The sequence below is a fragment of the Rhodococcus sp. IEGM 1372 genome (assembly GCF_030056835.1).
In the GTDB taxonomy this organism is placed as follows: domain Bacteria; phylum Actinomycetota; class Actinomycetes; order Mycobacteriales; family Mycobacteriaceae; genus Rhodococcoides.
Genome location: NZ_JASHKS010000001.1, coordinates 34,656 through 60,249 on the forward strand (window position 1 = coordinate 34,656; position 25,594 = coordinate 60,249).

Below are 25,594 nucleotides of genomic sequence, written 5' to 3' on the forward strand. Positions count from 1 at the left end.
GGTGGACGATCACATCGAGTCGGGGCCGTCGAAGTCTTCGGTATCGGCACCTGCACGGTCGAGCTGCTCTTTGACCACTGCGAATGCCATCGACTGCGAGTAGCCGCGGCGGGCGAGCATGCCGACCAGCTTGCGCACAACCTTGTCTCGCTCGGTTCGAGCATCGGGTCCGCTGGGATCGGGCAACTGCAGCGTGCGGAATCGCTTGCGTATCAACTCGGCTGCGCGCTGACGCTCGTCGTCTGCATCGATCAGATCGAGTGCATGCACAGCGAGTTCGTTGCTGACTCCCTTGTTGCGGAGCTCCATGCTCAATGCACGTTTGCCCTTGCCGGAGTACTTGTGCCGGGACTGGACCCACTGCTGAGCGAAGGATTCGTCGTCGACCAGCTTGGCCTTCTCGAGCCGGTCGAGAACAGCGTTCGCGATTTCCGCGGTGAAGCCCTTCTTGGCCAGGCTCGCTTCGAGTTCGTGCCTACTGCGCGCTCGGTCGGTCAGCAACCGAAGGCAGACATCTTTCGCCTGCGCCTCGGTGCCGCCGCCTTCGTCTCGCTGCTGCACAGCGACAACAGGTTAGAAGTCGACCGGAGCAGCTGCGGGGTCCTCTGCGGTGACGTCCGCGCCGATCTGCAGCTTCTCCATGATCTTCTTCTCGATCTCGTCCCGTACGTCCGGGTTCTCGAGCATGAACTTGCGGGCGTTCTCCTTGCCCTGACCGAGCTGGTCACCTTCGTAGGTGAACCACGAACCCGACTTACGAATGAAGCCGTGCTCGACGCCCATGTCGATCAACGAGCCTTCGCGGCTGATGCCCTTGCCGTAGATGATGTCGAACTCGGCCTGCTTGAACGGCGGCGCAACCTTGTTCTTGACCACCTTGACCCGGGTACGGTTACCGATGGCATCGGTTCCGTCCTTCAGGGTCTCGATGCGGCGGATGTCGAGGCGAACCGAGGCGTAGAACTTCAATGCCTTACCACCGGTGGTGGTTTCGGGAGAGCCGAACATGACGCCGATCTTCTCGCGCAGCTGGTTGATGAAGATGACGGTGGTGCCCGAGTTGCTCATGGCACCGGTGATCTTGCGCAGCGCCTGGCTCATCAGGCGGGCCTGCAGACCCACGTGGCTGTCGCCCATCTCACCCTCGATCTCGGCGCGCGGCACCAGTGCCGCCACCGAGTCGATCACGAGGATGTCGAGAGCACCCGATCGGATCAGCATGTCGGCGATTTCGAGAGCCTGCTCACCGGTATCGGGCTGTGACACCAGCAATGCATCGGTGTCGACGCCGAGCTTCTTCGCGTAGTCCGGATCCAGAGCGTGCTCGGCGTCGATGAAGGCAGCGATGCCGCCGGCTCGCTGAGCACTGGCCACTGCATGGAGGGCGACGGTGGTCTTACCCGAGGATTCCGGACCGTAGACCTCGATTACACGTCCACGCGGCAACCCTCCGATGCCGAGTGCCACATCGAGCGCGATCGATCCCGTGGGGATGACGGCGATGGGCTGTCGGACCTCGTCACCGAGGCGCATCACCGAGCCCTTGCCGAAGTTCTTGTCGATCTGCGCAAGTGCGAGATCGAGCGCTTTGTCGCGATCGTATGCAGCCATCGTGAGCTCCCTGTGTCGTGTCGTTCAGCTGTGTCGTATCGATCAGCTTTGTCGTCGGTAACGCTAGAACGGGGTACCGACAAGAAGTTTCTCGAGACCGCTCAGCAACCGTTGACATCAGCATAGGGGAACACGTGTTCGAGTCAACTACCCCGGCTTTCGACACGCCGGAAAAGATCGACCGGACCGGTGCGGTACTACCAGCGCTCTTTCGGAACGTCGAACTCGTAACAGATCGAGCGCCACACTTCTCGCGGGTCGACGCCGTCCTCGATGGCCTGCGCTCCGGTGCGACCGATGCCGGACAACACATGATCGGCCAGCAGGGAGTTTCCTCGAACGGAGCCGAACTCCTCGGTGAGGAGTTCACGAAATTCGGTCAGACGCACAACGACAACCCTAGCGCCCGCTCCGTGGACCGCTGCGGGCGAGCACGTGACGACACACCGACACCGGATCCTCGACGGACTGCGACCCGTCCGCCGCCGCCCCCGCCGCCCGAGCGAAACGCGGATCGGACAGCACCGTGGCCACCGCGTCGGCGATCGAGGTCGGCGTCGGGGGACGTACGATGACCGCACTCCCCTGCCGGGCGGCCCGATTCGCCAGCTCCCACTGATCACCACCGCCGGGGACGGCCACCACCGGAACGCCGTGAACGAGAGACTTGGCCAGCATGCCGTGGCCACCGCCGCACACCACCACATCGGCACGGCGCAGCAGTTCGTCCTGGCGGCCGAGGCCTGCGTTCGCCCAGCTCGGGAGAGCGTCGGGACCTCCGTCGAGAACGGAGGCCACGACCCGCACCCCCTTGCCGTCCAACCCTTTCAGCGCCATCTCGAGCATTCCTTCCGCACCGGTGAAGGCGGTCGACGGCGCGACCATCACCAGCGGTGCCGAGCCGTCGGGGGCATCGAGCAGCTCGTCCGTCGGCTCCCACAGCAGCGGGCCGACCACGTGCGCCTCCGCCGGCCAGTCGGGTCGGTGCACCTCGAGCGCTGGAATAGTGGCGACCAGCCGAGCAGCGGGACCCGGGTCCTCGGCAGGCAACCCGATGCTCGTCCGTGCGCTGGAACGCTGTGTGCGCCCCTGAGCGATCGAGCGTGCCGTCAACGCGCGCATCACCACATCGCGCAGCCTGCCCCGAATCCCGATACCCGGAGCCAAGCCACTTCCGATGGGCGGCAACCCTTTCGAGGGCGAATACAGAGGATGGGGCGAGAGTTCGACCCAGGGGATACCGAGACGCTCGGCGGCCATGCCACCCCCTGCGGTGAGGATGTCGGACACGACGAGATCGACGTTCTCCCGCTCGAGGTCGGGTAGCAACTCGGTCGAGACGAACGCCGCCCGAGAGTGGATCCGTTGTCCGGCATCGAGATCGTCGTCTTCCGGCCGCGGTGCGAGTCCACCCAGCGGAAGCGCTCGCAGGCCCGCGGCGTGCGCAGCGGGTACCCAGCGGCTACCGGTGAAGAGGATCGGTTCGTCGCCGGCCGCGCGGAAGAGCAGAGACAGGGCGATCGCCGGAAAGGCATGCCCCGGATCGGGCCCGGCCACCACTGCTACTCGCACCGACCCAGCGTGCCACACTCGAGCCGTACCGCTCGACGTGTGCTGAGATCAGGTCGCGAGAGGGGCGGTCAGGTCAGGACGCAGCCTCGTTCACGCACCCTCGGGTCGCAAGTAACGGTCGACGGCGAACGCCATCTGGCGTGTCACCTCGGCACCGGACACCCGCTCGGACACCATCTCCGCGGACTGGACCGCAGACTGCACCATCAGCAATACCAACGTGGCCAGAGTGGTGGGATCCCCCGCACGAATCGAGGAATCACGTTGTCCGGCAACGACCAGAGAAGCCAGTGCATCGATGATCAACGCCTGACTGGTTCCGAGCCGATGCAGAATGTACGTGGCGAGCACGTCGGAATCGGAACGCAGAATCTTCACGAAAAGCGGATGGAGTCGAATGCGGTCGGCAACGTCACCCACGGCAGTCACGAGCTGATCACGAGCCGGTGCCGAAGCGTCGAAGCTCGGAATCAGGGCACCGATCTCTCGCGTGAGCAGGCTCGACACCACAGCTCGTGTATCGGCCCATCTTCGGTACACGGTGGGCCTGCTGACCTTGGCGCGACGCGCGATCTCGGCCAAGGTCGTGCGCTTGACTCCGTGTTCGAGGATGCAGGACCGCGCCGCGTCGAGAACGGTGTTCTCGACCGACTTCTCGGGAGCAACGGTCCCGGACGACGACTGCGGTTGCTCCGACGAGACAGGACTCGACGCCGGCTGCTCGATCACGTGCCACCTTTCTCGATTCGGACAAAAAGACCGTATTACGCGTAGTAACAGTCTATTTCGTTACAGTACCTCACGGTTACACGCACATCGGGTCCGAAGATCGCCAGTAACGCGCATGCGCAATCTGCGTCGGGCGCATTCGACCAGGAATCGCTTCGGTCACCACCACGGCAATCGTCGACCCTGGCAAGCTGATCGATGTGATCGAAAAATCGTTGCGAGCATGACCCGATCGGTGACGGTGTTGACCAATCCGATGGCCGGCGGTGGGCACGCGGGGCACGCCGGACGGTGCGCCGTGGCTCGACTGCGGGAGCGTGAACTTGACGTCACGGCCATCGAAGGCCGCACACCCGGGGATGCGTTGACTTTGCTCGAGAAGGCAGTCGGCAGCGGTACGGACGCGGTGGTCGCCGTCGGCGGCGACGGGCTAGTCAATCTCGTCGTCCAAGTACTGGCCGGCACCGACGTCCCGATGGGCCTGATCCCGGCCGGTACCGGCAACGATCTGGCACGGTCTCTGGGACTGCCTCGTGGCAATGCTGTTCACGCCGCCGACATCGTCGCCGACAACGTCACCCGCGCAATCGATCTCGGACGGATCGGCGAGCGCTGGTTCGCCACCGTCCTGTCCAGTGGTTTCGACTCGCTGGTCACCGAGAGGGCCAAGCGACTGCGCTGGCCACGCGGACCGCTGCGGTACAACGCAGCGATGATGCTTCAGCTGGCGTCCCTCCGAAAGCTGCCGTACGTCATCGAACTGGACGATGCCGAGCTTCGTCTCGACGCCACCTTGGTCGCTGTCGGAAACGGCAGAAGTTACGGTGGCGGGATGGTCGTGTGCCCCGCCGCGATCGTGGACGACGGCCTTCTCGACGTCACCGTCATCCGAGGGGTGAGCCGGACTCGACTGCTCGGACTGTCCCCCACGCTCTACCGGGGAACACACATCGACCGGCCCGAGGTGGACACCTACACCTCGACGCAGGTCACGCTGCGATGCGACGGAATCGTCGCCTATGCGGACGGTGAGCGAGTCGCCGAACTACCTGTCACCGCGCGTTGCGTGCCGCGGGCACTTCGGGTGTTCGTGAATCAGGATTCCATGGCTCGCGGGTGACCGAGCCGCCGCGTCAGAACTTCAGCGACGAGCGATCGTTGTCGGAGGAGATCGCCTTGTACAGCCATACCAGGCCCAACACGATCGCGCCGGCCACCACGAGCCAGAAGACACCCTTGATGATGGTGCCCAGAAGCGCGAGCGCAATCCAGATCAGAACGATGAATCCCAGTACTTTCCAGAACATGAGTGCTCCTACCGTGTCGCCGCGCACCGTGTCGTTTCGCGTACTTCGATACTGGCACTCCCGCGCGACGAACACATCGGGGTGAACCCTGAATTGTCTCAGCGGTGCCGCGACCGAATCTGGTCGAGTTCGGTGAGCGCCTCGGCCCACCCCTGCAGTCGATCCGTAGCCGACAGCAGCTCGCGTCGATGCGATTCCACGACCGTCGTCGACGCCGATCCTGCCGGTCCGGTCATCCGCGCGGCCGCGGCCACGAGCTGCTCGTACTGATCGACACCGGTGGCGAGTTCGGCTGCAGCCGAGGCTATTCCGCCCCGCAGGTGCTCGCGGGTCACAGCGCTTGCCGCCCCCGCACGTTCCAGAGCGGCGATGTCGACGGCGACTCCTTCGAGGCCGCGGGCTGCGTCGGAGGTCACCCCGATCATCTCCTCGACGTGCTCGGCACCGATCGTCTCGGATCTCGCCAGGATTCCCAGTAGCTCGAACAGACTCTGCTCGGCACCGGCCAGTCGGGTCATCGACTCGTACGCGGCAGATCCGCGCTGCGGCAACACGCGCTTGGTCGGTAGTCCCACCGGCACCGGTTGGGCTCGAAGTCGCCGCAACCGCGTCACCGCGAATGCGGCCGGTACGGCCATCAGCGCCGCACTACCGCCGCCCACGAACAGAGTCCACTCCGGTGCCGACAGCACGGCCATCCCCGCAGTTCCCACGGCCGTCGTCGTGGACGCGGCACCGAACCTGATTCCGCGTCGTCTGGCGCGGCGAATTTTCTTCAGGTGCTTGACGCGGGGATCCCTTCGGCGCCCTGCGGCGTCGAGAATCGAGGTCCCGACACTCCGAGCGGACTCCGCCAGCGATTTGACCACGGCACCGGACTCGGTGACGGCTGCGGTCACGGCCTCGCGATCGAGCGAAACGGCCGGCCGCTTACGCGACCGGCCGGCTTCGTGTTCTCTGCTGTTCATGTCGACGTTGCTGTCGGACGTCCGAGCTGTTCGCCGGCTCGATCTATGCCTGAGCCGGTGGCTCGGGCGTCGCGTCCGGGGACTTCGAGATCGAGGGCTTCGCCGCGGCATTGCCCGACGGCAACGAGTCACCTGCCATCGATGCACGAATCTGTTCGAGGCGGCTGTGACCCGCCATCTGCACCGACGCCTGCTGAACCTCCATCATGCGACCCGACACGGTGTTCTGGGCCAGCTCTGCCGATCCGAGGGCATCAGCGTAGCGACGTTCGATCTTGTCGCGCACCGCGTCGAGGCTCGGGGTGTTGCCGGGCGCGGACAGCGTGCTGTCCATAGACCGCAGGGATTCGCTGACCTTCTCCTGCATCTTCGCCTGCTCGAGCTGGCTCAGTAGCTTGGTGCGTTCTGCGACCTTCGACTGCAGAGCCATGGCGTTCTGCTCGACGGCCTTCTTCGCCTGGGTGGCCGCCTGCAAAGACTGGTCGTGCAGGACCTTGAGGTCCTCGACACTCTGCTCGGCGGTCACCAGCTGTGCTGCGAACGCCTCGGCTGCGTTCGTGTACTGCGTGGCCTTCTCGATGTCGCCTGCAGTGGCGGCCTGATCGGCCAGCGTCACCGCCTGCCGCGCGTTCGCGTTGAGCTTCTCGACCTCGTCCAGCTGACGGCTGAGCTTCATCTCTAGCTGGCGCTGATTACCGATGACCGACGCGGCCTGCTGGGACAGAGCCTGATGCTGTCGCTGTGCGTCTTCGATCGCCTGCTGAATCTGAACTTTGGGGTCGGCCTTCTCGTCGATCTTGGAATTGAAGAGCGCCATCATGTATTTCCAGGCCTTGACGAAAGGATTAGCCATGGGGTGGTCCTGCCTCCATCTGTTGCGCCGCGGTGGCCGCGTACGGGTCGGCTGCTCTCGCAGTGACCGAAATGAACCTGTCCGTGCTGTGAAAGTCGGGTGCGTGGTCTGGGTCAGGACTGGAAACTGGGTACTTTTCCGATCTTAGGCGGCGGCGAGTGCTCTGGCAGCAGGTGCCGGAATCACGACGCGAGTATCGCCGTCGATGCGGGTGGCGACCGCCGCCTCGTCGAGCCGCGCGGCGGCGGTCGAGGCGTCGGACAGTGTCACACTGACATCGCTCATGACGTCCGAGAGCGGGACGGCGAGGGCGTCGCAGATCGCAGCGAGGAGCTCGCTCGACGCTTCCTTGCGACCGCGTTCGACCTCGGAAAGGTATCCGAGGCTGACGCGTGCGGTGTTCGAGACTTCACGCAGGGTTCGGCTCTGTGCGACGCGAGTACGCCGCAAACTGTCGCCGAGTGCTTCACGCAATAGCAGCGCCATCTCGCTCCTCCTCGTTGGTGTTCGTGCCGACGGCTGTGCCGTCGAGACGACAACGTTCACATCTCGTTCGTCCGGAGCCGTCACGATGTTCAACGTCCCAGTCGGTCCGATTGGTTCCCGACCCTATATGCCCGTTCACTGCGACACGCGCCGAAACAGCTGCGACACGGCCACCACGACTGTAGCCCGCCGACGAGTTCACGCGGAGGACACGCCTCGGCGCAGACGAACGGCCTGCACCACGTAGTCCACACCGGTGTAGACGGTGAGCAGTACCGCCAGCGCCATCAAGGCGACCGCGACCGGGTCGAACACGCTCGGCAGCGGGCACAGGTACACCCCGATCGCGAACGTCTGCACCAGAGTCTTCACCTTGCCGCCGCGCCCTGCGGGGATCACTCCGTGGCGGATGACGGCGAACCGCACCGCGGTGATGCCGATCTCCCGCACACCGATTATCACCGTCACCCACCACGACAGGTCGCCCAACATCGACAGTCCGACGAGCGCAGCACCGATCAGAGCCTTGTCCGCGATGGGGTCGGCCATCTTCCCGAAATCTGTGACGAGACCGTACTTGCGGGCCAACTGGCCGTCGATCCGGTCGGTGATTGCAGCAGCAGCGAAGATTGCGGTTGCCGCCAGCCGCCAGGATGTGTCGTGGCCGTCACCGACGAACAGTGCGGCGAGAAAGACCGGAACCAGTGCGATTCGGAGCACCGTCAGGACGTTCGCGATATTGAGCAACGGCACTTCGTCCGGACCACCGGTGACAGCGTTGCCGTGAGGCAGGCCCGAATCACGTGGGGCCGAAGCCCCGGAGGGACGGTTGCCCGGAATCTCGCCACTGGATGGAACGCCGTGATCGGGCGTCACCGGCCCGCTCATCGGCAGAACCGCGCGCCGTCGACGACGTACCGGTCGGTGTGTCGGCTTCGGCGCAGCACCGATCCGCCGAGACGGGGACACAGCTCACTGAACGACACACGAAAAGTTTATCGGTTGCGGTACTGACTACTGTTCACCCCATGACTTCTGGGCCGAATCGGGCGAGTCGCGACATCGCAGACCCCGAATCCGACGTGCAATCCGACATCGCGGACCTCGGCTCCGCGAACGACGGCACCCTCGTCGTGCGTCGAGCCAGAACCTCCGACATCCCCGAGATCAAGCGTTTGATCGACATCTACGCCGGACGCATTCTGCTCGAGAAGAACCTCGTCACCCTGTACGAGGCGGTGCAGGAGTTCTGGATCGCCGAGCGTGACGGCGAGATCATCGGCTGCGGTGCGTTGCACGTGCTGTGGGCCGATCTGGGCGAGGTTCGCACGGTCGCCGTCGATCCCGCCGCCAAGGGGCACGGCGCAGGCCACCTGATCGTCGCCAAACTGATCGAGGTCGCTCGTGATCTGGCGTTGCAGAAAGTGTTCGTGCTGACCTTCGAGGTGGACTTCTTCTCTCGACACGGGTTCGCCGAGATCGACGGAACCCCCGTGACGGCCGAGGTCTATGCGGAAATGTGCCGTTCCTACGACACCGGCGTGGCGGAGTTCCTGGACCTGAGTTACGTCAAACCGAACACTCTGGGCAACACGCGGATGCTGCTGTCGCTCTGACAGAATTCCGGGATCACCCCTCGAATCCGGAAGAGAGCTCCATGCCCCTGATCGCCGTCAGCTACACCTACTCACCCGCCACCACAGACGGGCGCGACACTCACCGCGCAGCACATCGCGCCTGGTTGGCCGACCTGCTCGACCGGAAAACCCTGGTTTCGAGTGGACCGTACGCCGATGGCAGCGGTGCGCTCCTGCTGGTGGAGGGCACGGATGCTGCCACCGTCGAGACGCTGTTCGCGCAAGACCCGTTCGCGGTGGAGAACCTGATCGAGTCGGCGACGTTCCACGAATGGACGCCCGTCATGGGCACCTTCACGTCCTGATCTTCCCCGCTCACCCGGTTCGCGTGAATGGACCACTGCACCGCCGAGACGGCTGCAGTGGTCCATCCACCCAGGCCGGGAAGCGGTCAGAACTCCTCCGACGCGGGCTGCTCGTCCGGGTCGCCGCCCTTGATCGACCACAGCAGACCGTCGAGCTCGTCGGGCTTGACGAGTACCTCGCGGGCCTTCGAGCCTTCGCTCGGGCCGACGACTCCGCGGTTCTCCATCAGGTCCATCAATCGCCCGGCCTTGGCGAAGCCGACTCGAAGCTTGCGTTGCAGCATCGACGTCGAACCGAACTGACTCGTCACGACCAGTTCGACCGCCTGCAACAGCACGTCGAGGTCGTCGCCGATGTCCGGGTCGACGTCCTTCTTGTCCGAGACCTTCGCAGCGGTGACGGTCTCGTTGTACTCCGGCTCGGCCTGGTTCTTGGCGAAGTCGACGACGGCGGCGATTTCCTCGTCGGTGATGAACGCACCCTGCAGACGCGTCGGCTTGCCCGCACCCATCGGTAGGAAGAGCGCGTCTCCCATACCGATGAGCTTCTCCGCACCCGGCTGGTCCAGGATGACGCGGGAGTCGGTCAGAGACGACGTGGCGAAGGCCAGACGCGACGGCACGTTCGTCTTGATCAAGCCCGTCACGACGTCGACCGAAGGACGCTGGGTGGCGAGCACCAGGTGAATGCCGGCGGCGCGCGCCTTCTGAGTGATCCGCACGATCGCCTCTTCGACGTCACGCGGGGCGGTCATCATCAGGTCGGCCAGCTCGTCCACGATGGCCAGGATGTAGGGATACGGACGGTAGACGCGTTCGCTGCCCAGGGGCGCGGTGATCTCGCCGGACCGCACCTTCTTGTTGAAGTCGTCGATGTGACGGACCTTGTTGATCTGCATGTCCTGGTAACGCTGCTCCATCTCCTCGACGAGCCAGGCCAGCGCCGCGGCAGCCTTCTTGGGCTGCGTGATGATCGGGGTGATGAGGTGCGGAATTCCCTCGTAGGGCGTCAGCTCCACCATCTTCGGGTCGATCAGGATCATCCGAACCTCGTCCGGGGTCGCCCGTGCGAGCAGCGAGACGAGCATCGAGTTCACGAAACTGGACTTACCGGAACCGGTGGAACCGGCCACCAGCAAGTGCGGCATCTTCGCGAGGTTGGCGCTGACGAAGTCGCCCTCGATGTCCTTACCGAGTCCGATCACCAACGGATGGTGATCCTTACGCGTCGACGGCGCAGTGAGCACGTCCGCCAGACGGACCATCTCACGGTCCGAGTTGGGCACCTCGATACCGACCGCGGACTTGCCAGGGATGGGCGCGAGCAGGCGAACGTTGTCGGTGGCGACGGCGTAGGCGATGTTGCGTGCGAGTGCCGTGATCTTCTCGACCTTGACGCCGGGGCCCAGCTCCACCTCGTAGCGGGTGACCGTGGGGCCGCGGGTGAAACCGGTGACCGCGGCATCGATCTTGAACTGTTCGAGTACCTCGGAGATCGCCTCGATCATGGCGTCGTTGGCCTGGCTGCGGGTCTTGGGCGGATCTCCGTCGATCAGCAACGACAGCGACGGCAGCGTGTAATCCCCGTCGACGACGCGATCGACGACGATCTTGTCGTCCTCGGCCGGCTGTTTCGGTTCGGCCGCCTTCACGATCGGCTTGGGCTTCGGCCGCGGGGGCGCGACCGGCTCGGAAGCAGGTGCGGGGACAGCGGCGGCGGGTGCGATGACCTCGGTGGCAGCCTCGGGCGGCGGGGTCTTGCGCGCGCGTGGCGGCTTGACGACCGGGATGTATTCCTCGGTCGGGTAGTTGTCGTAGGGGTCCGCGCCTCCGTGGACCGGGTAGCCGTCGGCGTCGAAGTTGCTGTCGTAGTCGCCGTAGCCCTCGTCACCGAATTCGGAGCCGAAGTCGGCCGGGTCGTATTCGTCGTATTCGTCGCCGCGGCTGTCGGTGCCGAACAGTGCACGCATCCGATCGGGTACGTCGCGCACGGTGGTGCCGGTGAGCAGGAGTAGGCCGAACAGGCCGGCGAGCAGCAACAACGGCACGGCCAGCCATACGGTGAGGCCGTCGGCTATGGGTCCGCCTGCCACGTATCCGACGAAGCCTGCGCCCTCGGATCGTCCGGCGGCGTCGGTCGGTGAGCCTGCGGCCATGTGCCACAGGCCGAGGATCGGCAGGCCGAGCAGGATCGATCCCAGAACCAGTCGTGGCCGTACCTCGGGATGCGGTTCGGAGCGCATCAGAACGACGGCGATTGCGACACCGAGCACGGGTGCGACGTAGCCGGCTCCACCGATGACGGCGCGGATACCCACCTCGATCCATTCGCCGACCGGTCCCCCGGCGCTCAGCCACACACTCGCGGCGACGACGACACTGACGGCGATCAGTCCGAGGGCGATCCCGTCCCGGCGGTGGCCGTGCTCGATGTCGGCGGCTTTGCTCACCGTCCGCGTCGTGGCACCGACTCCGCGTGCTGCCATCGACCAGGTGGAGGCGATACCTCGCCCGATCGCGTCGAGGGCACCGCGTGACTTCTTCTTCGCCGCGGGCCGCCGAGACGTCGACGCACCCCTGGCAGGGGCCTTACCGCGGGAGGACGCGTTCGCACGCGACGTCGCGGGATTGCGCGGCGCTGTGGGCTTCTTCGGCGTCGTCACGGTGCGCGCAGTACGCCCGCCACCGGACTTACGGGCGGTGCCGGACGCGCGCGAGGAGCCGGATCCGCTGGATCCGGCTCTGGCGGTGGAGGTGCTGGTCTTTCCTGCCATGACCCCAGGCTAGTCGCAACAGCCCCGTCGAAACCATCCGCAACACCAGTAACAGCGGGGGTGAATGTGTCAGAAGCTCAGATCGAGTGCCTTCACGGCAGCCACGTCGTCCGCCGAACCCTCGTACAGCACCTCGATCTGATCGCGCCCGAACGCGTAGAGCAGCAGTTCCGACGGCTCCCCCACCACGGTCACGCCCGGGCCCGATCCACCCTTGAACGTGGCCATGCGGCCGTCCGGGGTGCGGACGTGAACCGGAATCGGCGCAGAACGGTGTCCGGCCCGGCCTATCAACCGAACCTGCGGCCACAGTCGCGTTTCCACCGCGGCCGGCAACACTCGTCGAGTCCAGCTCTCGCCTGCCCGCCGCAGATCCTCGTGATGAACGAACATCTCACCGAGATTGATCAGGGGGTCCAGCAGTGCGAACGGCGACCACATGGGCGGCCCCGTCCGTATGTCCTCGACCACCGTCGTGAACGGCTTGTTCGCAACGGATCGCTGGACGCGCTCCGTGTACCCCGCGAGCGGAGAGAGAAATATGCCGGGCGAGGCGTCCAGGCGTCGTTCCCGGACGACGAGATGCGCCGCCAGATCGGCTGCGGTCCACTCACCGCACAGCGTCGGCGCATCGGGACCCACGTCGAGAAGGGTCTGGACCAGTTGGGAACGTTCATCCTGGGCGAGGCTCACGCGGTCCACGGTACGTCCCGAGCGATCCGACGGCATCCCGCCGCCCCACACTCCCCGATGTTCGAGGCACCTGCGGCGTCGGTAGCCTCCCAACAGTGCCGGTATCGGAAATTCTCGTCATCCTGCTCGCCGGACTCGGAGCCGGAGCCATCAACGCCGTCGTCGGTTCCGGGACGCTGATCACGTTTCCGACGTTGGTCGCATTCGGCTATCCCCCGGTGGTCGCCACCATGTCCAATGCGGTGGGCCTGGTGGCGGGAAGCGTCTCGGGTACGTGGGGTTATCGCCGAGAGTTGCGTGGACAGTGGCATCGACTGCGGTGGCAGTTGCCTGCCTCGTTCTTGGGCGCGCTCGGCGGTGCCTGGCTGCTGCTCCATCTACCCGAAACCGTGTTCGCCGCAGTGGTTCCGGTGTTGCTCATCGGCGCGCTGATTCTCGTTGTCGCACAACCGAGAATCCAGGCCTGGGCCAAGCGGCGATCGGAAGCCGCTGGCAAGGCCGCGAACCACATCAGCCGTACCCGGATGGCCTTGGTCACCGGCGGCACTCTGCTGGTCGGCATCTACGGCGGCTATTTCACTGCCGCACAGGGCATTCTGCTCATCGGGGTGATGGGAGCGCTGCTCCCCGAGACCATGCAGCGGATGAACGCAGCCAAGAATCTTCTGTCATTGGTCGTCAATGTCGTTGCAGCGGTGACGTACACGATCTTTCGCTTCGACGACATCAGCTGGCAGGCAGCGGGACTGATCGCGGTCGGCTCGCTGATCGGTGGAGCCGTCGGAGCACGCTACGGCCGCCGGCTCTCGCCGGCGGCCCTGCGCGGTGCCATCGTCGTCCTCGGTCTGATCGGACTCTGGCGACTGCTCGTCTAGACGATCGCGTCCAGTTCGACTGTGGGAGCGCCTAGTTCGACTGCGGTTGCGGCTTGACCGCGATGATCGTCGGAACGATCATCGGCTTGCGGCGATACTTGTCCGCCACCCACCGACCGACGACACGACGCACTGCCTGCGCGATGCGGTGCGTATCGGACACGCCGTCGGACGCCAGACGCTGCAACTCCGACTCGACGAGTTGACCGGCTTCCTTGAGTGCAGCCGGATCGTCGGAGAATCCGCGACCGGATACCTCGGGTGCGGTCACCGCACGACCGGTGGCCGAATCGACGGCCACGCTGATCGCGATGAAACCGCCCTCGCCCAGCACCAGTCGGTCGGACAGCGTCGAATCGCCGACGTCACCGACAGAAAGGCCGTCGACGTAGACGTGCCCCACGGGCACCTGTCCGACGATCTCGGCGAGACCGTCGACCATGTCGACCACCACGCCGTCCTCGGCCAGCACCACTCGCTCCTCGGGTACACCCGTCGCCTTGGCCAGCGCCGCGTTGGCGCGCAGGTGACGCCACTCGCCGTGCACCGGCATGGCATTGGTGGGCCGAACAGCGTTGTACAGGTAGAGCAGCTCTCCCGCCGACGCATGGCCGGAGACGTGAACCTTCGCGTTCTGCTGCGTCACGACGGTCGCACCCCGCTTGGCGAGGCCGTTGACCACCGCGAAGACCGAGTTCTCGTTGCCGGGAATGAGTGAGGACGCCAGCACCACGAGATCGTTCGCCTTGACGTTGATCTGGCGATGCTCGCCGCGAGCCATTCGGGACAGCGCCGACAACGGCTCGCCCTGCGAACCGGTGGAGATCAGTACCAACCGGTCGTCGGGAAGCGTTGCGGCAGTGTCGACATTGACCTCGAGACCGTCGGGCACACGCAGGTAGCCGAGGTCCTGAGCGATCTGCATGTTGCGGACCATCGACCGGCCGACGAATGCCACGCGGCGGTTGTACCGCTCGGCGACGTCGATGACCTGCTGAATGCGGTGCACGTGACTGGCGAACGACGCAACGATGACGCGCTGCTTCGCCTTGCCGATGACGGTGTCGAGTACTCCGCCGATCTCGCGTTCCGGCGTGACGAATCCGGGCACCTCGGCATTGGTGGAGTCGACCAGAAAGAGGTCGACACCCTCGTCGCCGAGCCGGGAGAAGCCGGCCAAGTCGGTCAGACGACCGTCGAGCGGCAGCTGATCGAGCTTGATGTCACCGGTGTGCAGCACCAGCCCGGCATCGGTCCTGATGGCGATGGCGAGCGCATCGGGAATGGAGTGGTTCACCGCGAAGTATTCGCAATCGAAAGGGCCGTGCTGCGTGTGCTGGCCCTCGATGACCTCGACGAGGTTCGGCCGCAATCGGTGCTCACGGCACTTGGCCGCGACGAGCGCGAGGGTGAACTTGGATCCGACGACGGGTAGGTCGGGACGCAGGCGCAGCAGGAACGGGACAGCACCGATGTGGTCCTCGTGACCGTGCGTCAGGACCACGGCCTCGACGTCGGCCATGCGATTCTCGATGTGCCGGAAGTCGGGCAGGATCAAGTCGACACCCGGCTGCTGATCCTCGGGAAAGAGCACGCCGCAGTCGATGATCAGCATCTTGCCCTGGTGCTCGAACACCGTCATGTTGCGACCGATTTCGCCGATGCCACCGAGTGCGACCACTCGCAGGCCCTTGAACGGGGCCTTCGGCGGTGTGCCGAGACGCTCCGTCGGATCGAATTCACGACGCTTGTCGGGACGCTGAGTGCGCGCCGAGTTCTGCACCATCGGCTTTCCCTGCCGAGCCCCTGCCGGTTGGCCCTGCTTCGGGGCCGGACGCTCGGAGGGGGGTCCGGCGTTTCGGGTTGCGCGTCCGCGCGATCTGTTCGGTCGTGTCATACAAGAACTCCTGCCGCCCGCAGCTCTGCTGCGAGCAATTCGATGTGGTCGATGCTCGGTGGCACCTGGGGAAGTCGTGGTTCGCCGACATCGATTCCGATGAGGCGAAGGCCGGCCTTCGATGCGCTGACGCCGCCGAGGCGCGCGACCGAACGAATGACCGGGATGAGGCTGACGTTGATCGCCTGAGCACGCGCGATGTCGCCCATCATGAAGGCGGTGTGCAGCTCGCGGAGGCGCGCCGGAACGAGGTGGCCGATGACGCTGACGAAGCCGGTTGCTCCGACCGAGAGCCAGGGCAGGTTCAGCGGGTCGTCGCCGGAGTAGAACTGCAACCCGGTCGACGCGATCAGTTCGGCACCGGCGTTCAGATCGCCCTTGGCATCCTTGACCGCGAGGATCCGTGGATGCTCGGCGAGTCGACGCAACGTCTCGGTCTCGATGGGAACGACCGACCGCGGCGGAATGTCGTAGAGCATCACGGGCAGGTCGGTGGCGTTCGCGACCGCGGTGAAGTGCGCGTACAGACCGGCCTGCGGTGGCCGGGAGTAGTACGGGGTGACGACCAGAAGACCGTGTGCGCCTGCACGGGCGGCGTCACGGGCCAACTCGACGCTGTGTGCGGTGTCGTTGCTGCCGGCTCCGGCGATGATGCGTGCCCGATGACCGACCGCGGCGATCACCGCGCGAAGCAGTTCGAGCTTCTCGTTCTCGGTGGTGGTCGGCGACTCGCCCGTCGTGCCGGCCAGAACCAGTCCGTCGTTGCCCTGCTCGACGAGATGATGTGCCAGCCGAACGCCCGCATCGATATCCAACTTGCCGTCCGCTGTGAACGGGGTCACCATCGCGGTGAGCACCGTACCGAACACAGGCGCAACGGAAGGAGCGGCGTCACCGTAGGTCATGGCAGCAGATTACCCGGTGCTTTGCCCACTCTCGCGCAGCGGGACTCCCCGCCGACACCGTCCAGCCATACCCGGTCTGCGCCGCAACCGAACCTCGTACTCAGACCTCGGTCACGAACGGGCTGCGGGCGACTTCCGTGCCGTCCGGCAGCGTCGAGATCTCGAAGTCGCCGAACACGTCGGGAGCCACTCCCACGAGCTTACGCAGACATTCGACGGCAACGCGTCGAATCTCCACGTCCGCGTGCTCGGAGGCACGCATCGATACGAAATGCCGCCATGCGCGGTAGTTTCCGCTCACCACCACGCGTGTCTCGGTCGCGTTCGGCAACACCGACCGAGCCGCCTGCCGCGCCTGTTTGCCCCGGAGAGCAGCGTTGGTGACCGATTCCAGTTTCCCCTCCAGCGCACCGAGCAGTTCGGTGTAGGCCGCCCGACTCGCCTCGGTCGCAGACGCGAACAGCGCCTCGAGCTCGGGATCGCCTTCGACAGCCGGTGGAAGAACCACGTTGGCGTCGTGTTCGGGAACGAATCGCTGCGAGAGTTGCGAGTAGGAGAAGTGCCGGTGCCGGATCAGTTCGTGTGTGCACGATCGCGAGATTCCGGTGATGTAGAAACTCACGCTCGCGTGCTCGAGAACCGACAGGTGTCCGACGTCGAGCAGATGACGCAGATACGACGCATTGGTCGCGGTCCGAGGATTGGGCTTGGACCAGCTCTGGTAGCAGGCACGACCGGCGAACTCGACCAATGCCTGCCCGCCGTCCGCGTCGGTTTCCCAGGGAATGTCGACGGGCGGAACGAACTCGGTTCGGGCGACCAGTTGCACTTTCAGCGCAACCGTCCGCGGCACAGCTCTACCTTCGTTTTCTGCTGACACCGCACAACCCTAAACGCGGCACCGGTGCCCGGCGAACGATGGCGTCACGGTGCCGCCACATGACGTCACCAGGCGCGCTTGACCGGCGTCAACTATGACGCCACACTGGCGTCATGGAACTGGACAAGTACACCGCGTCGCTACGCACGGATCTACTCGCGGCGGCCGCTCTGGGCGACGAGCACACCCGCCAGACGGCCGAAGCTCTCGGCAAGACGGCGGAGGCGTCGGCCAGATTGATGCTGCTCACGGCACTGTCGGACTTCGCGGCAGAGGTATCGAACGACCTGGATGGTCATACGGTCACCGTTCGCCTCGACGGTACGCAGGCGCACGCCGATGTTCGACGCGACGGCCCGCTGCCCGGTCTGCACGACGGCGATCCGGCAGAGCCCGTCACCGAGGACTACCCGACCATGGACGACGTGTCCGGTGAGGTCCGACGGGTGACGCTGCGACTGGTCGAGCAGATCAAGGAACGGGCCGAGGACGCCGCGAACAACAGCGGAGTGTCGCTCAATTCGTGGTTGTCGCAGGCAGTTCAGGGCGCACTGCGCGATCAGATGCGCAAGGACCGTGGCTGGAACAACTGATCGGCCTACTTCTTCTCGCGCCACTCCCGCTCGAAGGGCAACCGCCACGCGTGTGGGGAGATGAGCTGATGAATTGCGTTGGGCCCCCACGACCCCGGTGCGTACGACCGGACCGGGGGTGGATCGGCCAGCAGCGGTTCGGAGACCTGCCACAGCCGCTCGATGCCCTCGGCCGTGGTGAACAGGGTGTGGTCGCCGTACATGGCGTCGAGGATCAGCCGTTCGTAGGCTTCGAGTACGTCTCCGACTCGTTCGGTTTCGTGAATCGCGAACTGCATGCTGAGTTTGTCGAGGTGCATACCGGGACCGGGCCGCTTGCCGTAGAACGACAGCGAGACCTTCGAGGCGTCCGCGAGGTCGAAGGTCAGATGGTCGGGACCTTGCGCTCCCACACCCGAGCCGGCCGGGAACATGCTCTTCGGTGGTTCCCTGAAGGCGATCGAGATGATGCGCTGCCCTTCGGCGAGTCGCTTACCGCTGCGCAGATAGAAGGGCACACCGGCCCAGCGCCAATTGTCGATTTCACACTTGAGAGCCACGAAGGTGTCGGTATCGGAGTCGGGGGCTACGCCCTCTTCTGATCGGTATCCCGAGTATTGCCCTCGCACAACGTTTTTCGGGTCCAGGGGTAGCATGGATCGGAAGACCTTGTTCTTCTCCTCACTGATGGCGCGGGGTTCGAGCGCCGTCGGCGGTTCCATGGCCATGAATGCCAGCACCTGGAACAGGTGCGTGACCACCATGTCCTTGTACGCGCCGGTGGATTCGTAGAATCCGGCTCGGCCGTCCAGTGCGAGTTTCTCAGGGATGTCGATCTGGACGTGATCGATGAAGTTGCGGTTCCAGATCGGCTCGAACAACCCGTTGGCGAACCGGAAGGCCAGGATGTTCTGAGCGGGTTCCTTGCCGAGGAAGTGATCGATCCGGAAGACCTGATCCTCGTCGAACGTTTGGTGAACCCGAGCGTTCAGCGCGATCGCGCTCTCGAGGTCGGTGCCGAACGGCTTCTCCATGATGATCCGTGAGCGCTTCACCAGATCTGCCGATGCGAGCGTATCCACCACTGCCAGAGCAGCTCTCGGCGGAACAGACAGGTAGTGCAGCCGTTCGGCGCTTCCTCCGAGGTCGATCTCGGCCTCGGCCACGGCCTCCCCCAACGCCGCCGGTCCTGCCTGCTGCGATACGTAGGTCAGTCGCGAGGCGAAACGACTCCATTGCTCGTCGCCGACTTTGCGACTCGAGTGGGTGTTGATCGATTCGCGAGCGAGAGCGCGGAATTCGTCGGTCGACATCTCTTCGAGGGATGTGCCGACGACCCGGATGTTCGGCGCGAGATCGGACAGCGCCAGATGCATCATCCCGGACAGCAGTTTTCGCTTGGCCAGGTCTCCTGTCGCCCCGAACAGGACGACGACCTGGGGTGGGAGTTCGGGGGCGGTGTCTGTCCGGCGCGAAGTCACACTGGAAATAGTGACACCGATTCTGCCGACCTGCACTTCGGCAGAATCGAACCCCCGACCGACGTCATCGCAGTGCGGCGACGAGGTCTCCCCGGTCCCCCACCACCACGCGTTCGAGTTCGAGCCAATCCGCCATCTCCCGCAGTACGTCTCGTAGTCGAGGCGCAATGTCACCGGCGTTGCGGTCGCCTTCGACGTAGGCCGCGATCACGTGCAGTTCGGACTGCGCTCGCACTGCCTTGAGATCGACGCGAGCCACCAGATGCCCGTCGAGCAGAAAGGGAAACACGTAGTAGCCGTGAACTCGCTTGTGCTGTGGGGTGTATATCTCGATTCGGTAGTGGAAGTCGAACATTCGCTGTACCCGGGGCCGAAAGAAGATCATCGGATCGAACGGGCACAGCAGTGCGGCAGCGGTGGCCGTTCGTGGTGTCCTGGCGTCGCGGTGCAGGTATGCCGGTGCGTTCCAGCCTCGGACGGTCACCTGTTCGAGTACGCCGTCCTCGACGAGATCGCCGATCGCCGCCTTGGCCTGCTTCTGCGAGAGCCGGTAGTAGTCCCTCAGATCCGGCTCGGTACCGATTCCCAATGCCCGAGAGGACTTTTCGATCAGTTGCCGTACTGCGTCCGGTTCGTCGACGCGCCTGTGCAGAACGTTCTCCGGGATCACCCGTTCGCTGAGCTCGTACCGGCGCACGAATCCCGTCCGTGTCGGCACGGTCACCACGCCGGCCGCGAACAGCTGTTCGCAGACGACCTTGACATCACTGCGATCCCACCAGGGACCTTTGCGACCGGGGGTGTCCAGTTCGAGGTGCTTCTCGATCTCAGCCGCGCTGGCCGCACCGATGTCGCCGATCACCGCGAGGACGTCGTCGACGAGAGCCGGTTCGCGATCGAGGATGTGAGCAGCTCCGCCCCACCGCCCGTTTCGGTACAGCTCCATTCGCCATCGCATGAGCGGCCAGTGCTCCACTGGCAGCAATGCGGCCTCGTGGGCCCAGTACTCCACCATTCGACGAGGTCGACGCGCAGTGTCGGTCCATGCGGCGTCGTCGACGACAGTGCGATCGTAGGCACCGACGCGGCTGAACACCGGCGCGTAGTGCGCGCGCACCACCACCGACACGGAGTCGATCTGCAACAGTCCGGTGGTGTCGATGGCTGCGTGAACCGCGGCCTTGCTCGCCGGCCGAGTACGCGACCGCCTCGACGCCAGCCCTTGGGCGGCCAGGGCGGTACGACGCGCGGCGGCGGCACTCATCTCCTGCATCGGACCAGCCTGTCACGGCCCACCGACACGTCGACTCACGTACTGAACAGGTTCGCCGCCTTGAGGATCAGTTCGTACAGTCCGTAGGCGAACGGCACGGCAACCCACGCCCATGCGACCGCCATCGTGACCTGCTTGCGTCCGCCGCTCATGCCTTCGCTCCTGTGGTCGTCGCGGCCTTCGCCGGATCGGCTTCGTGGTACTTCGATGCGACCGGCTTGATCGCCTCGTTGGCAAGGAAGCCGACCACGAGCAGACCGATCATCACGTAGAACGCCGGTAGGTATCGGCCGGTGGTTCCGGGTTCTCCGGCGTCGGCGATGGCGTTGACGATCAGCGGCCCCAGGACACCGGCCACCGACCACGCGGTGAGGAGTCGTCCGTGGATCGCGCCCACCTGATACGTACCGAAGAGGTCCTTGAGATAGGCCGGAACCGTGGCGAATCCCGCACCGTAGAACGAGAGAATGAGCAAAGCCGAAACCATGAACAGGATCTTGTTGGTGTTGGTGAACAACGCGATGTACAGGTACAGCAGAGCGCCGACACCGAGGTACATCCGGTAGATGTTCTTACGCCCCACCACGTCGGACACCGAAGACCAGACGAACCGTCCGATCATGTTGGTCAGGGAGAGGAACGCGACGAAACCGGCAGCCGCAGCGGCGAGAGATTCGGGCGAGGTCGCGTCGGGAAAGAAGTCCTGATAGATGCCCGATCCGCGCTCGAGAATGCCGATTCCGGCAGTGACGTTGAAGCACAGGACGACCCACAGCAGCCAGAACTGGGGAGTCTTCACTGCGTTCGCGGCCGAGACGTTGTGCGTCGAGATCATCGCCGAGGACGCGGGCGGGGTCCATCCGGCCGGGGTCCATCCCTCGGCCGGCACTCTTATCAGCACGACTCCCAGTGCCATGAACACCGCGTATCCGACGCCGAGCGTGAGGAACGTCTTGGCGATGGACCCGTCGGTGAACCCGCCGAAGTTCACCATCAGCTGGCTGGTGAGGGGCGAGGCGATGAGTGCGCCGCCGCCGAAGCCCATGATGGCGATACCGGTGGCCATACCCGGCCGGTCCGGGAACCACTTCATCAAGGTCGAGACCGGTGAGATGTAGCCGATTCCGAGGCCGATACCGCCGACGAACCCGTAGCCGAAGATCACCAGCCAGAACTGTCCGAGGGCCATGCCGAGCGCGGACAGCAGCAGTCCCGAGACGAAGAAGACCAGGGAGACGGCCATAGCCCACCGCGGACCGTTCTTCTCGACGCGGGTTCCGAAGATCGCCGCGGACAGGCCGAGCATCACGATGGCGAGCTGAAACGGAATGGCAGTGACGGTGCCGCTGAGCCCGAGTGCGTCGGGCTGCGAGATGGCGTTCTTGAACACGCTCCACGCGTAGGCGGATCCGATCGCGAGGTGAATGGACAGCGCGGCCGGGGGTATCAACCAGCGGCTCCACTCGGGTGTCGCGACGATGGCGGAGCGATCGAGAATGCGGAGGGTCATCGAAATCCCTTGAGATAGAAAGCGGTACAAGCGTGCAGTATCTCCTGCAGTCAAACACGTGTACCGCCCTGCTCGCTCACAACTGCCAATAGTTTCTTCACCGAACTCACTTTTCTTACCGCGTATCCTCGCGGCAGTGGATATCGAGCGGTGGCGCAGCAGATTGCCGGTGAGACGAGCCTCCGACGGTGAGGTGATCGGGTGGACCGTCGCCCACGACACGAGTGCACAGGACGAATCCGACGACGGTTACACCGTCGATGCCGTCAATCCCGCCGGCATCACCGTTGCGCACGGCGTGCCGATCGAGACTGCGATCGCCCAGCTCGAGGATCGCGGTCTGGCATCGCTGTCGGCTCCACATTGGACCAAGGCACCCCTGCCACTCGAATCCGAGACCGATCTGAGTGCACCGCAGGAGGACTGGCCGTGGCGGCGGGTGCTGATGACGCAACTCGACGACAATCGAGTGTGGATCAGGCCCGCGTATCCGAGTTGGCCGGAGCGCCTGCTCGAGATTCCGCTGCCGATCCCGGCCGACGACATCCTGCGCCCGGACTCCCCCGCCGACTCCGACTGAATCAGTGACGCGCCACTAGGGACCTCAGCGCGTCGGCTACGTCGTAGCTCTCGGGTCGGGTGTGCGAGCAACCCGAAGGAGCTCGCGAGGAAGTCCTCAGATCGACAACCCCGCCGCAACGGTTCCGCCGAGCTCGTAGCAGCGTTCACGTGCAGGTTTGCCGCTCTCGGCGACGTGCAGGGTGCCGAACACCTTCTCCAGACCCCAGCCCGACGCGATCTTCTCGATCGCCCGTCCGGCACCCACGGTGTCGTCGTTGCCGTGAACCCAAGCAGCGTAGGGCTTTCCGGCAACGGCACCGAGGCATGGGTAGTACACGGTGTCGAAGAAGTGTTTCAGAGCCCCGCTCATGTATCCGAAATTCGCCGGTGTTCCGAAGAGAAAGCCGTCGGCACCGAGTACGTCGGGAACGGTCGCGCCGAGAGCAGGCACACTGCGCACGTCCACGCCGGTGATCTCGGGGTCGTGAGCGCCGTCGAGAACTGCCTCGAGCAGCTCGTGCGTGAGCGGGCTCGGGGTGTGATGAACGACCAGCAGGGTGCGCGGCATCGAAGGTCAGTTCTCGTCCCGTTCGAGTGCCACAGCACGCTTCATCGTCTCGCGGGCGCGTCCACGGTCACCGGCGTAATCGTAGGCACGAGCCAGTCGGTAGGAGTTGCGCCAGTTGTCCGGATCCTTCTCCCACTCGGTCTTGACCTGTTGGAACAACTCGTCCGCCGCATCGCGTTCGATTCGTCCCGACGGCCTGCGCGGAAGATCCGCGACGTCGAGTTCGAGGCCCTCCTCGTGAATGCGCGAGGCCAGCCGCTGGTGGTCGAAGCCGGCTTTGAGGGTGGCCCACACGATCCACAACCCGAGTATCGGCAGCAGCAGGACCCCGATCCCCAGGGAGATGCTCGCCACGCCACCGTTCTGGATCAGCGTCACACCGCGCTGGCCGAGCAGAAAGAAGTAGAAGCCGAGAATCAGCACCATCACCGCAAGGATGGCGAGCACCTTCGTCGTCTTGTTCACCGTCGATCAGCTCACAGATCCAGCAGAGGATCGAGGCCGACGGTCAACCCCGGTCGTCCGGCGATCTCGCGGACTCCGAGAAGCACACCGGGCGCGAACGACGTGCGATCGAGCGAATCGTGCCGAATGCTCAGTGTCTCACCCTGCGTGCCGAGCAGAACCTCTTGGTGCGCAACCAGTCCCGCGAGCCGGATCGAGTGCACACGCACTCCGTCCACATCGGCACCACGTGCGCCGTCGAGTTCGGTCGTCGTCGCATCGGGGCTCGCCGGAGTGCCTGCGGCGGCGCGTGCCTCGGCAATCAGCGCGGCGGTTCGGTACGCCGTGCCCGACGGCGCATCGGCCTTGTTGGGGTGGTGCAGTTCGATCACCTCGACCGAGTCGAAGAACCGGGCGGCCTGCTGCGCGAATCGCATCGACAGCACCGCGCCGATGGCGAAGTTCGGTGCAATCAGTACACCCGTCTGCGGCGATCCCGCCAGCCATTCGCGAACCTGCTCGAGCCGCCGTTCGTCGAATCCGGTGGTGCCGACCACTGCATGGATACCCTGCTCGATCAGGAACTGCAGGTTGTCCATCACCACGTCGGGGTGCGTGAAATCGACGACCACCTGGGCGTTCGCATCGACGAAGTTCGCCAGCGGATCGCCCTGGTCGACGGTCGCCACGAGCTCGAGATCCTCGGCTGCCTCGACGGCGGCACAGATGGCCTGCCCTACCTTGCCGCGTGACCCCAGTACCCCTACTCGAACAGGTGCCGTTGCACTCACGTCGTACCCACACTCGTTTCGTCGTCTTGTCGGTTCTACCGACCTCAGAGCCTACTTCTCCACGATCCGTCCCAGCAGTTACGGTCGTCCGGTGCCATCCAGCGTCCTGTTCGCCGATCGAGTCGATCTCGTCCGTGGCGGGCGATACCTGCTCAGCGATGCCTCGCTGCGGGTCGAGGAGGGTGAGCACTGGGTGCTGCTCGGTGCCAACGGCGCGGGCAAATCCACCTTGCTCAGCTTGCTCGGCGCGCTCGTCCATCCAACGCACGGCGCAGTGCACGTTCTGGGCCATCGCCTCGGACGAGTGGACATGCGCGAATTGCGGACGCACATCGGCCACGTCGACCCGCGGTTGAAGATCGAGGCTCCGCTGACGCTGTTCCAGGTGGTGCTGACCGGGCTGACCAACACTCCGGATCTGATCCCGAGATGGTCGGCCGACAACCACCAGATCGCCCGCGCTCACCGTCTGATCGAGTCCCTCGGCGTCGCCCATCGCACCGACGCGTCGTGGCACACGCTCTCGCAGGGCGAGCGAGGGCGAGCGCTCATCGCGCGCGCCCTACTTCCCGACCCGGCGCTGCTGTTGCTCGACGAGCCTGCCACCGGGCTCGATCTTGCTGCCCGCGAACAACTTCTGAGTGCACTCGACTCGTTGCGGGCCGAACACCCGACCCTGGCCAGCATTCTGGTGACTCATCACCTCGAGGAAATCCCGACCTCGACCACCCATGCCCTCCTCGTCCGCGACGGAAGAGTGCAGACGCAAGGAGCCGTCGACGTAGTACTGACCACCGACAACATCAGTGAGTGTTTCGACCATCCCATCGAGATCTCGAAGCAACGCGGGCGGTGGGTCGCCACGGCGGCCCACCGCTGATGCTCGGTCGAAGACAGCTGAA

General features: G+C 64.9%; 29 protein-coding genes. 7 read left to right on the top strand and 22 right to left on the bottom strand.

The window, feature by feature from the left end; translation table 11 throughout:
* Positions 1–9: 9 nt before the first annotated feature.
* The 5 genes from QM590_RS00150 to QM590_RS00170 all read right to left on the bottom strand — a co-directional run bounded on the left by QM590_RS00150 (position 10) and on the right by QM590_RS00170 (position 3,912).
* Positions 10–561: a regulatory protein RecX gene (locus tag QM590_RS00150; protein ID WP_269593691.1), complete on the bottom strand. Its 552-nt coding sequence runs from the start codon at positions 559–561 to the stop codon at positions 10–12.
* Between the two features lie 12 nt (positions 562–573).
* The gene (gene recA, locus QM590_RS00155) at positions 574–1,611 is read right to left on the bottom strand and encodes a recombinase RecA (protein ID WP_037189523.1); all 1,038 of its coding nucleotides are present in this window, start codon (positions 1,609–1,611) and stop codon (positions 574–576) included.
* A gap of 197 nt (positions 1,612–1,808) precedes the next feature.
* Positions 1,809–2,000, bottom strand: coding sequence for a DUF3046 domain-containing protein (locus QM590_RS00160; RefSeq protein ID WP_027496833.1), 192 nt, complete (start codon positions 1,998–2,000; stop codon positions 1,809–1,811).
* A gap of 10 nt (positions 2,001–2,010) precedes the next feature.
* Positions 2,011–3,183, bottom strand: a complete 1,173-nt coding sequence (locus QM590_RS00165) for a glycosyltransferase (RefSeq protein ID WP_269593690.1) — start codon at positions 3,181–3,183, stop codon at positions 2,011–2,013.
* Between the two features lie 90 nt (positions 3,184–3,273).
* Positions 3,274–3,912, bottom strand: coding sequence for a TetR/AcrR family transcriptional regulator (locus QM590_RS00170; protein ID WP_269593689.1), 639 nt, complete (start codon positions 3,910–3,912; stop codon positions 3,274–3,276).
* A gap of 223 nt (positions 3,913–4,135) precedes the next feature.
* On the opposite strand from QM590_RS00170, the gene QM590_RS00175 reads away from it, so the two are divergent.
* Positions 4,136–5,032 carry a diacylglycerol kinase gene (locus tag QM590_RS00175; protein WP_269593688.1) on the top strand — a complete coding sequence of 299 codons (897 nt, stop codon included), beginning with the start codon at positions 4,136–4,138 and terminating at the stop codon, positions 5,030–5,032.
* A 13-nt stretch (positions 5,033–5,045) separates the two neighbouring features.
* Here the strand turns inward: QM590_RS00175 and QM590_RS00180 are convergent, their stop codons facing one another.
* From QM590_RS00180 to pgsA, 5 genes are all read right to left on the bottom strand, one after another.
* Positions 5,046–5,219, bottom strand: a complete 174-nt coding sequence (locus QM590_RS00180; RefSeq protein WP_179276638.1) for a hypothetical protein — start codon at positions 5,217–5,219, stop codon at positions 5,046–5,048.
* Between the two features lie 98 nt (positions 5,220–5,317).
* Positions 5,318–6,187, bottom strand: a complete 870-nt coding sequence (pspM, locus tag QM590_RS00185) for a phage shock envelope stress response protein PspM (protein WP_269593687.1) — start codon at positions 6,185–6,187, stop codon at positions 5,318–5,320.
* 43 nt (positions 6,188–6,230) lie between these two features.
* Positions 6,231–7,040: a PspA/IM30 family protein gene (locus tag QM590_RS00190; protein ID WP_068050702.1), complete on the bottom strand. Its 810-nt coding sequence runs from the start codon at positions 7,038–7,040 to the stop codon at positions 6,231–6,233.
* A gap of 144 nt (positions 7,041–7,184) precedes the next feature.
* Positions 7,185–7,526: a helix-turn-helix domain-containing protein gene (locus tag QM590_RS00195; RefSeq protein WP_032397883.1), complete on the bottom strand. Its 342-nt coding sequence runs from the start codon at positions 7,524–7,526 to the stop codon at positions 7,185–7,187.
* Positions 7,527–7,724: 198 nt separating this feature from the next.
* Positions 7,725–8,414: a CDP-diacylglycerol--glycerol-3-phosphate 3-phosphatidyltransferase gene (gene pgsA / locus QM590_RS00200; RefSeq protein WP_269593686.1), complete on the bottom strand. Its 690-nt coding sequence runs from the start codon at positions 8,412–8,414 to the stop codon at positions 7,725–7,727.
* 140 nt (positions 8,415–8,554) lie between these two features.
* Between pgsA and QM590_RS00205 the strand changes: the two genes are divergently transcribed.
* Positions 8,555–9,142 carry an amino-acid N-acetyltransferase gene (locus tag QM590_RS00205; RefSeq protein WP_262498345.1) on the top strand — a complete coding sequence of 196 codons (588 nt, stop codon included), beginning with the start codon at positions 8,555–8,557 and terminating at the stop codon, positions 9,140–9,142.
* 41 nt (positions 9,143–9,183) lie between these two features.
* On the top strand, positions 9,184–9,468 hold the full coding sequence (locus QM590_RS00210) for a YciI family protein (protein ID WP_269593685.1): 285 nt from the start codon (positions 9,184–9,186) through the stop codon (positions 9,466–9,468).
* An 86-nt stretch (positions 9,469–9,554) separates the two neighbouring features.
* Here the strand turns inward: QM590_RS00210 and QM590_RS00215 are convergent, their stop codons facing one another.
* Positions 9,555–12,242: a DNA translocase FtsK gene (locus tag QM590_RS00215; protein ID WP_269593684.1), complete on the bottom strand. Its 2,688-nt coding sequence runs from the start codon at positions 12,240–12,242 to the stop codon at positions 9,555–9,557.
* Positions 12,243–12,311: 69 nt separating this feature from the next.
* The gene (locus tag QM590_RS00220; protein ID WP_269593683.1) at positions 12,312–12,935 is read right to left on the bottom strand and encodes a TIGR03085 family metal-binding protein; all 624 of its coding nucleotides are present in this window, start codon (positions 12,933–12,935) and stop codon (positions 12,312–12,314) included.
* 95 nt (positions 12,936–13,030) lie between these two features.
* Between QM590_RS00220 and QM590_RS00225 the strand changes: the two genes are divergently transcribed.
* Positions 13,031–13,810: a sulfite exporter TauE/SafE family protein gene (locus tag QM590_RS00225; protein ID WP_094614466.1), complete on the top strand. Its 780-nt coding sequence runs from the start codon at positions 13,031–13,033 to the stop codon at positions 13,808–13,810.
* Positions 13,811–13,841: 31 nt separating this feature from the next.
* On the opposite strand, the gene QM590_RS00230 is transcribed toward QM590_RS00225, so the two are convergent.
* From QM590_RS00230 to thyX, 3 genes are all read right to left on the bottom strand, one after another.
* Positions 13,842–15,596 carry a ribonuclease J gene (locus QM590_RS00230; RefSeq protein WP_037189531.1) on the bottom strand — a complete coding sequence of 585 codons (1,755 nt, stop codon included), beginning with the start codon at positions 15,594–15,596 and terminating at the stop codon, positions 13,842–13,844.
* A 107-nt stretch (positions 15,597–15,703) separates the two neighbouring features.
* Positions 15,704–16,612, bottom strand: a complete 909-nt coding sequence (gene dapA / locus QM590_RS00235; protein WP_032377140.1) for a 4-hydroxy-tetrahydrodipicolinate synthase — start codon at positions 16,610–16,612, stop codon at positions 15,704–15,706.
* A 100-nt stretch (positions 16,613–16,712) separates the two neighbouring features.
* Entirely contained in the window at positions 16,713–17,465 is a 753-nt protein-coding gene (gene thyX, locus QM590_RS00240) for an FAD-dependent thymidylate synthase (RefSeq protein ID WP_068050707.1), read from the bottom strand.
* Positions 17,466–17,605: 140 nt separating this feature from the next.
* On the opposite strand from thyX, the gene QM590_RS00245 reads away from it, so the two are divergent.
* Positions 17,606–18,085 carry a hypothetical protein gene (locus QM590_RS00245; protein ID WP_149405926.1) on the top strand — a complete coding sequence of 160 codons (480 nt, stop codon included), beginning with the start codon at positions 17,606–17,608 and terminating at the stop codon, positions 18,083–18,085.
* Positions 18,086–18,090: 5 nt separating this feature from the next.
* Here the strand turns inward: QM590_RS00245 and zwf are convergent, their stop codons facing one another.
* The 4 genes from zwf to QM590_RS00260 form a co-directional block, all read right to left on the bottom strand.
* On the bottom strand, positions 18,091–19,545 hold the full coding sequence (zwf, locus tag QM590_RS00250) for a glucose-6-phosphate dehydrogenase (RefSeq protein WP_269593682.1): 1,455 nt from the start codon (positions 19,543–19,545) through the stop codon (positions 18,091–18,093).
* Between the two features lie 64 nt (positions 19,546–19,609).
* Positions 19,610–20,818: a winged helix-turn-helix domain-containing protein gene (locus tag QM590_RS00255; RefSeq protein ID WP_269593681.1), complete on the bottom strand. Its 1,209-nt coding sequence runs from the start codon at positions 20,816–20,818 to the stop codon at positions 19,610–19,612.
* A 35-nt stretch (positions 20,819–20,853) separates the two neighbouring features.
* On the bottom strand, positions 20,854–20,970 hold the full coding sequence (locus QM590_RS25895; protein WP_441344172.1) for an MFS transporter small subunit: 117 nt from the start codon (positions 20,968–20,970) through the stop codon (positions 20,854–20,856).
* Positions 20,967–22,328 carry an OFA family MFS transporter gene (locus QM590_RS00260; protein WP_068050714.1) on the bottom strand — a complete coding sequence of 454 codons (1,362 nt, stop codon included), beginning with the start codon at positions 22,326–22,328 and terminating at the stop codon, positions 20,967–20,969. The genes QM590_RS25895 and QM590_RS00260 overlap by 4 nt, the downstream gene beginning before the upstream one ends.
* A 136-nt stretch (positions 22,329–22,464) precedes the next feature.
* Here QM590_RS00260 and QM590_RS00265 point away from each other — a divergent pair, with 136 nt between their 5' ends.
* A complete protein-coding gene (locus QM590_RS00265) occupies positions 22,465–22,908 on the top strand; it encodes a hypothetical protein (RefSeq protein WP_269593680.1) in 444 nt (147 codons plus the stop codon).
* Between the two features lie 96 nt (positions 22,909–23,004).
* On the opposite strand, the gene QM590_RS00270 is transcribed toward QM590_RS00265, so the two are convergent.
* Genes QM590_RS00270 through dapB form a run of 3 tightly spaced genes read right to left on the bottom strand, consistent with a single transcriptional unit; the run spans position 23,005 to position 24,692 of the window.
* Positions 23,005–23,457 (bottom strand): flavodoxin family protein, encoded by a 453-nt coding sequence (locus QM590_RS00270; RefSeq protein WP_068050715.1) that lies wholly within the window; start codon positions 23,455–23,457, stop codon positions 23,005–23,007.
* 6 nt (positions 23,458–23,463) lie between these two features.
* Positions 23,464–23,883, bottom strand: coding sequence for a hypothetical protein (locus QM590_RS00275; RefSeq protein ID WP_068050722.1), 420 nt, complete (start codon positions 23,881–23,883; stop codon positions 23,464–23,466).
* Positions 23,884–23,933: 50 nt separating this feature from the next.
* Entirely contained in the window at positions 23,934–24,692 is a 759-nt protein-coding gene (gene dapB, locus QM590_RS00280) for a 4-hydroxy-tetrahydrodipicolinate reductase (protein ID WP_068050716.1), read from the bottom strand.
* 91 nt (positions 24,693–24,783) lie between these two features.
* Here dapB and QM590_RS00285 point away from each other — a divergent pair, with 91 nt between their 5' ends.
* Positions 24,784–25,572, top strand: coding sequence for an ABC transporter ATP-binding protein (locus tag QM590_RS00285; protein WP_269593679.1), 789 nt, complete (start codon positions 24,784–24,786; stop codon positions 25,570–25,572).
* Positions 25,573–25,594 lie beyond the last annotated feature (22 nt).

What these genes read in the sequence shown, in the direction of transcription:
- QM590_RS00270 (WP_068050715.1), bottom strand. Translation starts at nt 23,457, where the DNA reads ATGCCGCGCACCCTGCTGGTCGTTCATCACACCCCGAGCCCGCTCACG.
- QM590_RS00195 (WP_032397883.1), bottom strand. Translation starts at nt 7,526, where the DNA reads ATGGCGCTGCTATTGCGTGAAGCACTCGGCGACAGTTTGCGGCGTACT.
- QM590_RS00275 (WP_068050722.1), bottom strand. Translation starts at nt 23,883, where the DNA reads ATGGTGCTGATTCTCGGCTTCTACTTCTTTCTGCTCGGCCAGCGCGGT.
- QM590_RS00245 (WP_149405926.1), top strand. Translation starts at nt 17,606, where the DNA reads ATGGAACTGGACAAGTACACCGCGTCGCTACGCACGGATCTACTCGCG.
- QM590_RS00230 (WP_037189531.1), bottom strand. Translation starts at nt 15,596, where the DNA reads ATGGTGCAGAACTCGGCGCGCACTCAGCGTCCCGACAAGCGTCGTGAA.
- pspM (WP_269593687.1), bottom strand. Translation starts at nt 6,187, where the DNA reads ATGAACAGCAGAGAACACGAAGCCGGCCGGTCGCGTAAGCGGCCGGCC.
- recA (WP_037189523.1), bottom strand. Translation starts at nt 1,611, where the DNA reads ATGGCTGCATACGATCGCGACAAAGCGCTCGATCTCGCACTTGCGCAG.
- QM590_RS00210 (WP_269593685.1), top strand. Translation starts at nt 9,184, where the DNA reads ATGCCCCTGATCGCCGTCAGCTACACCTACTCACCCGCCACCACAGAC.
- dapA (WP_032377140.1), bottom strand. Translation starts at nt 16,612, where the DNA reads ATGACCTACGGTGACGCCGCTCCTTCCGTTGCGCCTGTGTTCGGTACG.
- QM590_RS25895 (WP_441344172.1), bottom strand. Translation starts at nt 20,970, where the DNA reads ATGAGCGGCGGACGCAAGCAGGTCACGATGGCGGTCGCATGGGCGTGG.
- QM590_RS00205 (WP_262498345.1), top strand. Translation starts at nt 8,555, where the DNA reads ATGACTTCTGGGCCGAATCGGGCGAGTCGCGACATCGCAGACCCCGAA.
- QM590_RS00260 (WP_068050714.1), bottom strand. Translation starts at nt 22,328, where the DNA reads ATGACCCTCCGCATTCTCGATCGCTCCGCCATCGTCGCGACACCCGAG.
- QM590_RS00180 (WP_179276638.1), bottom strand. Translation starts at nt 5,219, where the DNA reads ATGTTCTGGAAAGTACTGGGATTCATCGTTCTGATCTGGATTGCGCTC.
- pgsA (WP_269593686.1), bottom strand. Translation starts at nt 8,414, where the DNA reads ATGAGCGGGCCGGTGACGCCCGATCACGGCGTTCCATCCAGTGGCGAG.
- QM590_RS00190 (WP_068050702.1), bottom strand. Translation starts at nt 7,040, where the DNA reads ATGGCTAATCCTTTCGTCAAGGCCTGGAAATACATGATGGCGCTCTTC.
- QM590_RS00175 (WP_269593688.1), top strand. Translation starts at nt 4,136, where the DNA reads ATGACCCGATCGGTGACGGTGTTGACCAATCCGATGGCCGGCGGTGGG.
- QM590_RS00215 (WP_269593684.1), bottom strand. Translation starts at nt 12,242, where the DNA reads ATGGCAGGAAAGACCAGCACCTCCACCGCCAGAGCCGGATCCAGCGGA.
- QM590_RS00255 (WP_269593681.1), bottom strand. Translation starts at nt 20,818, where the DNA reads ATGCAGGAGATGAGTGCCGCCGCCGCGCGTCGTACCGCCCTGGCCGCC.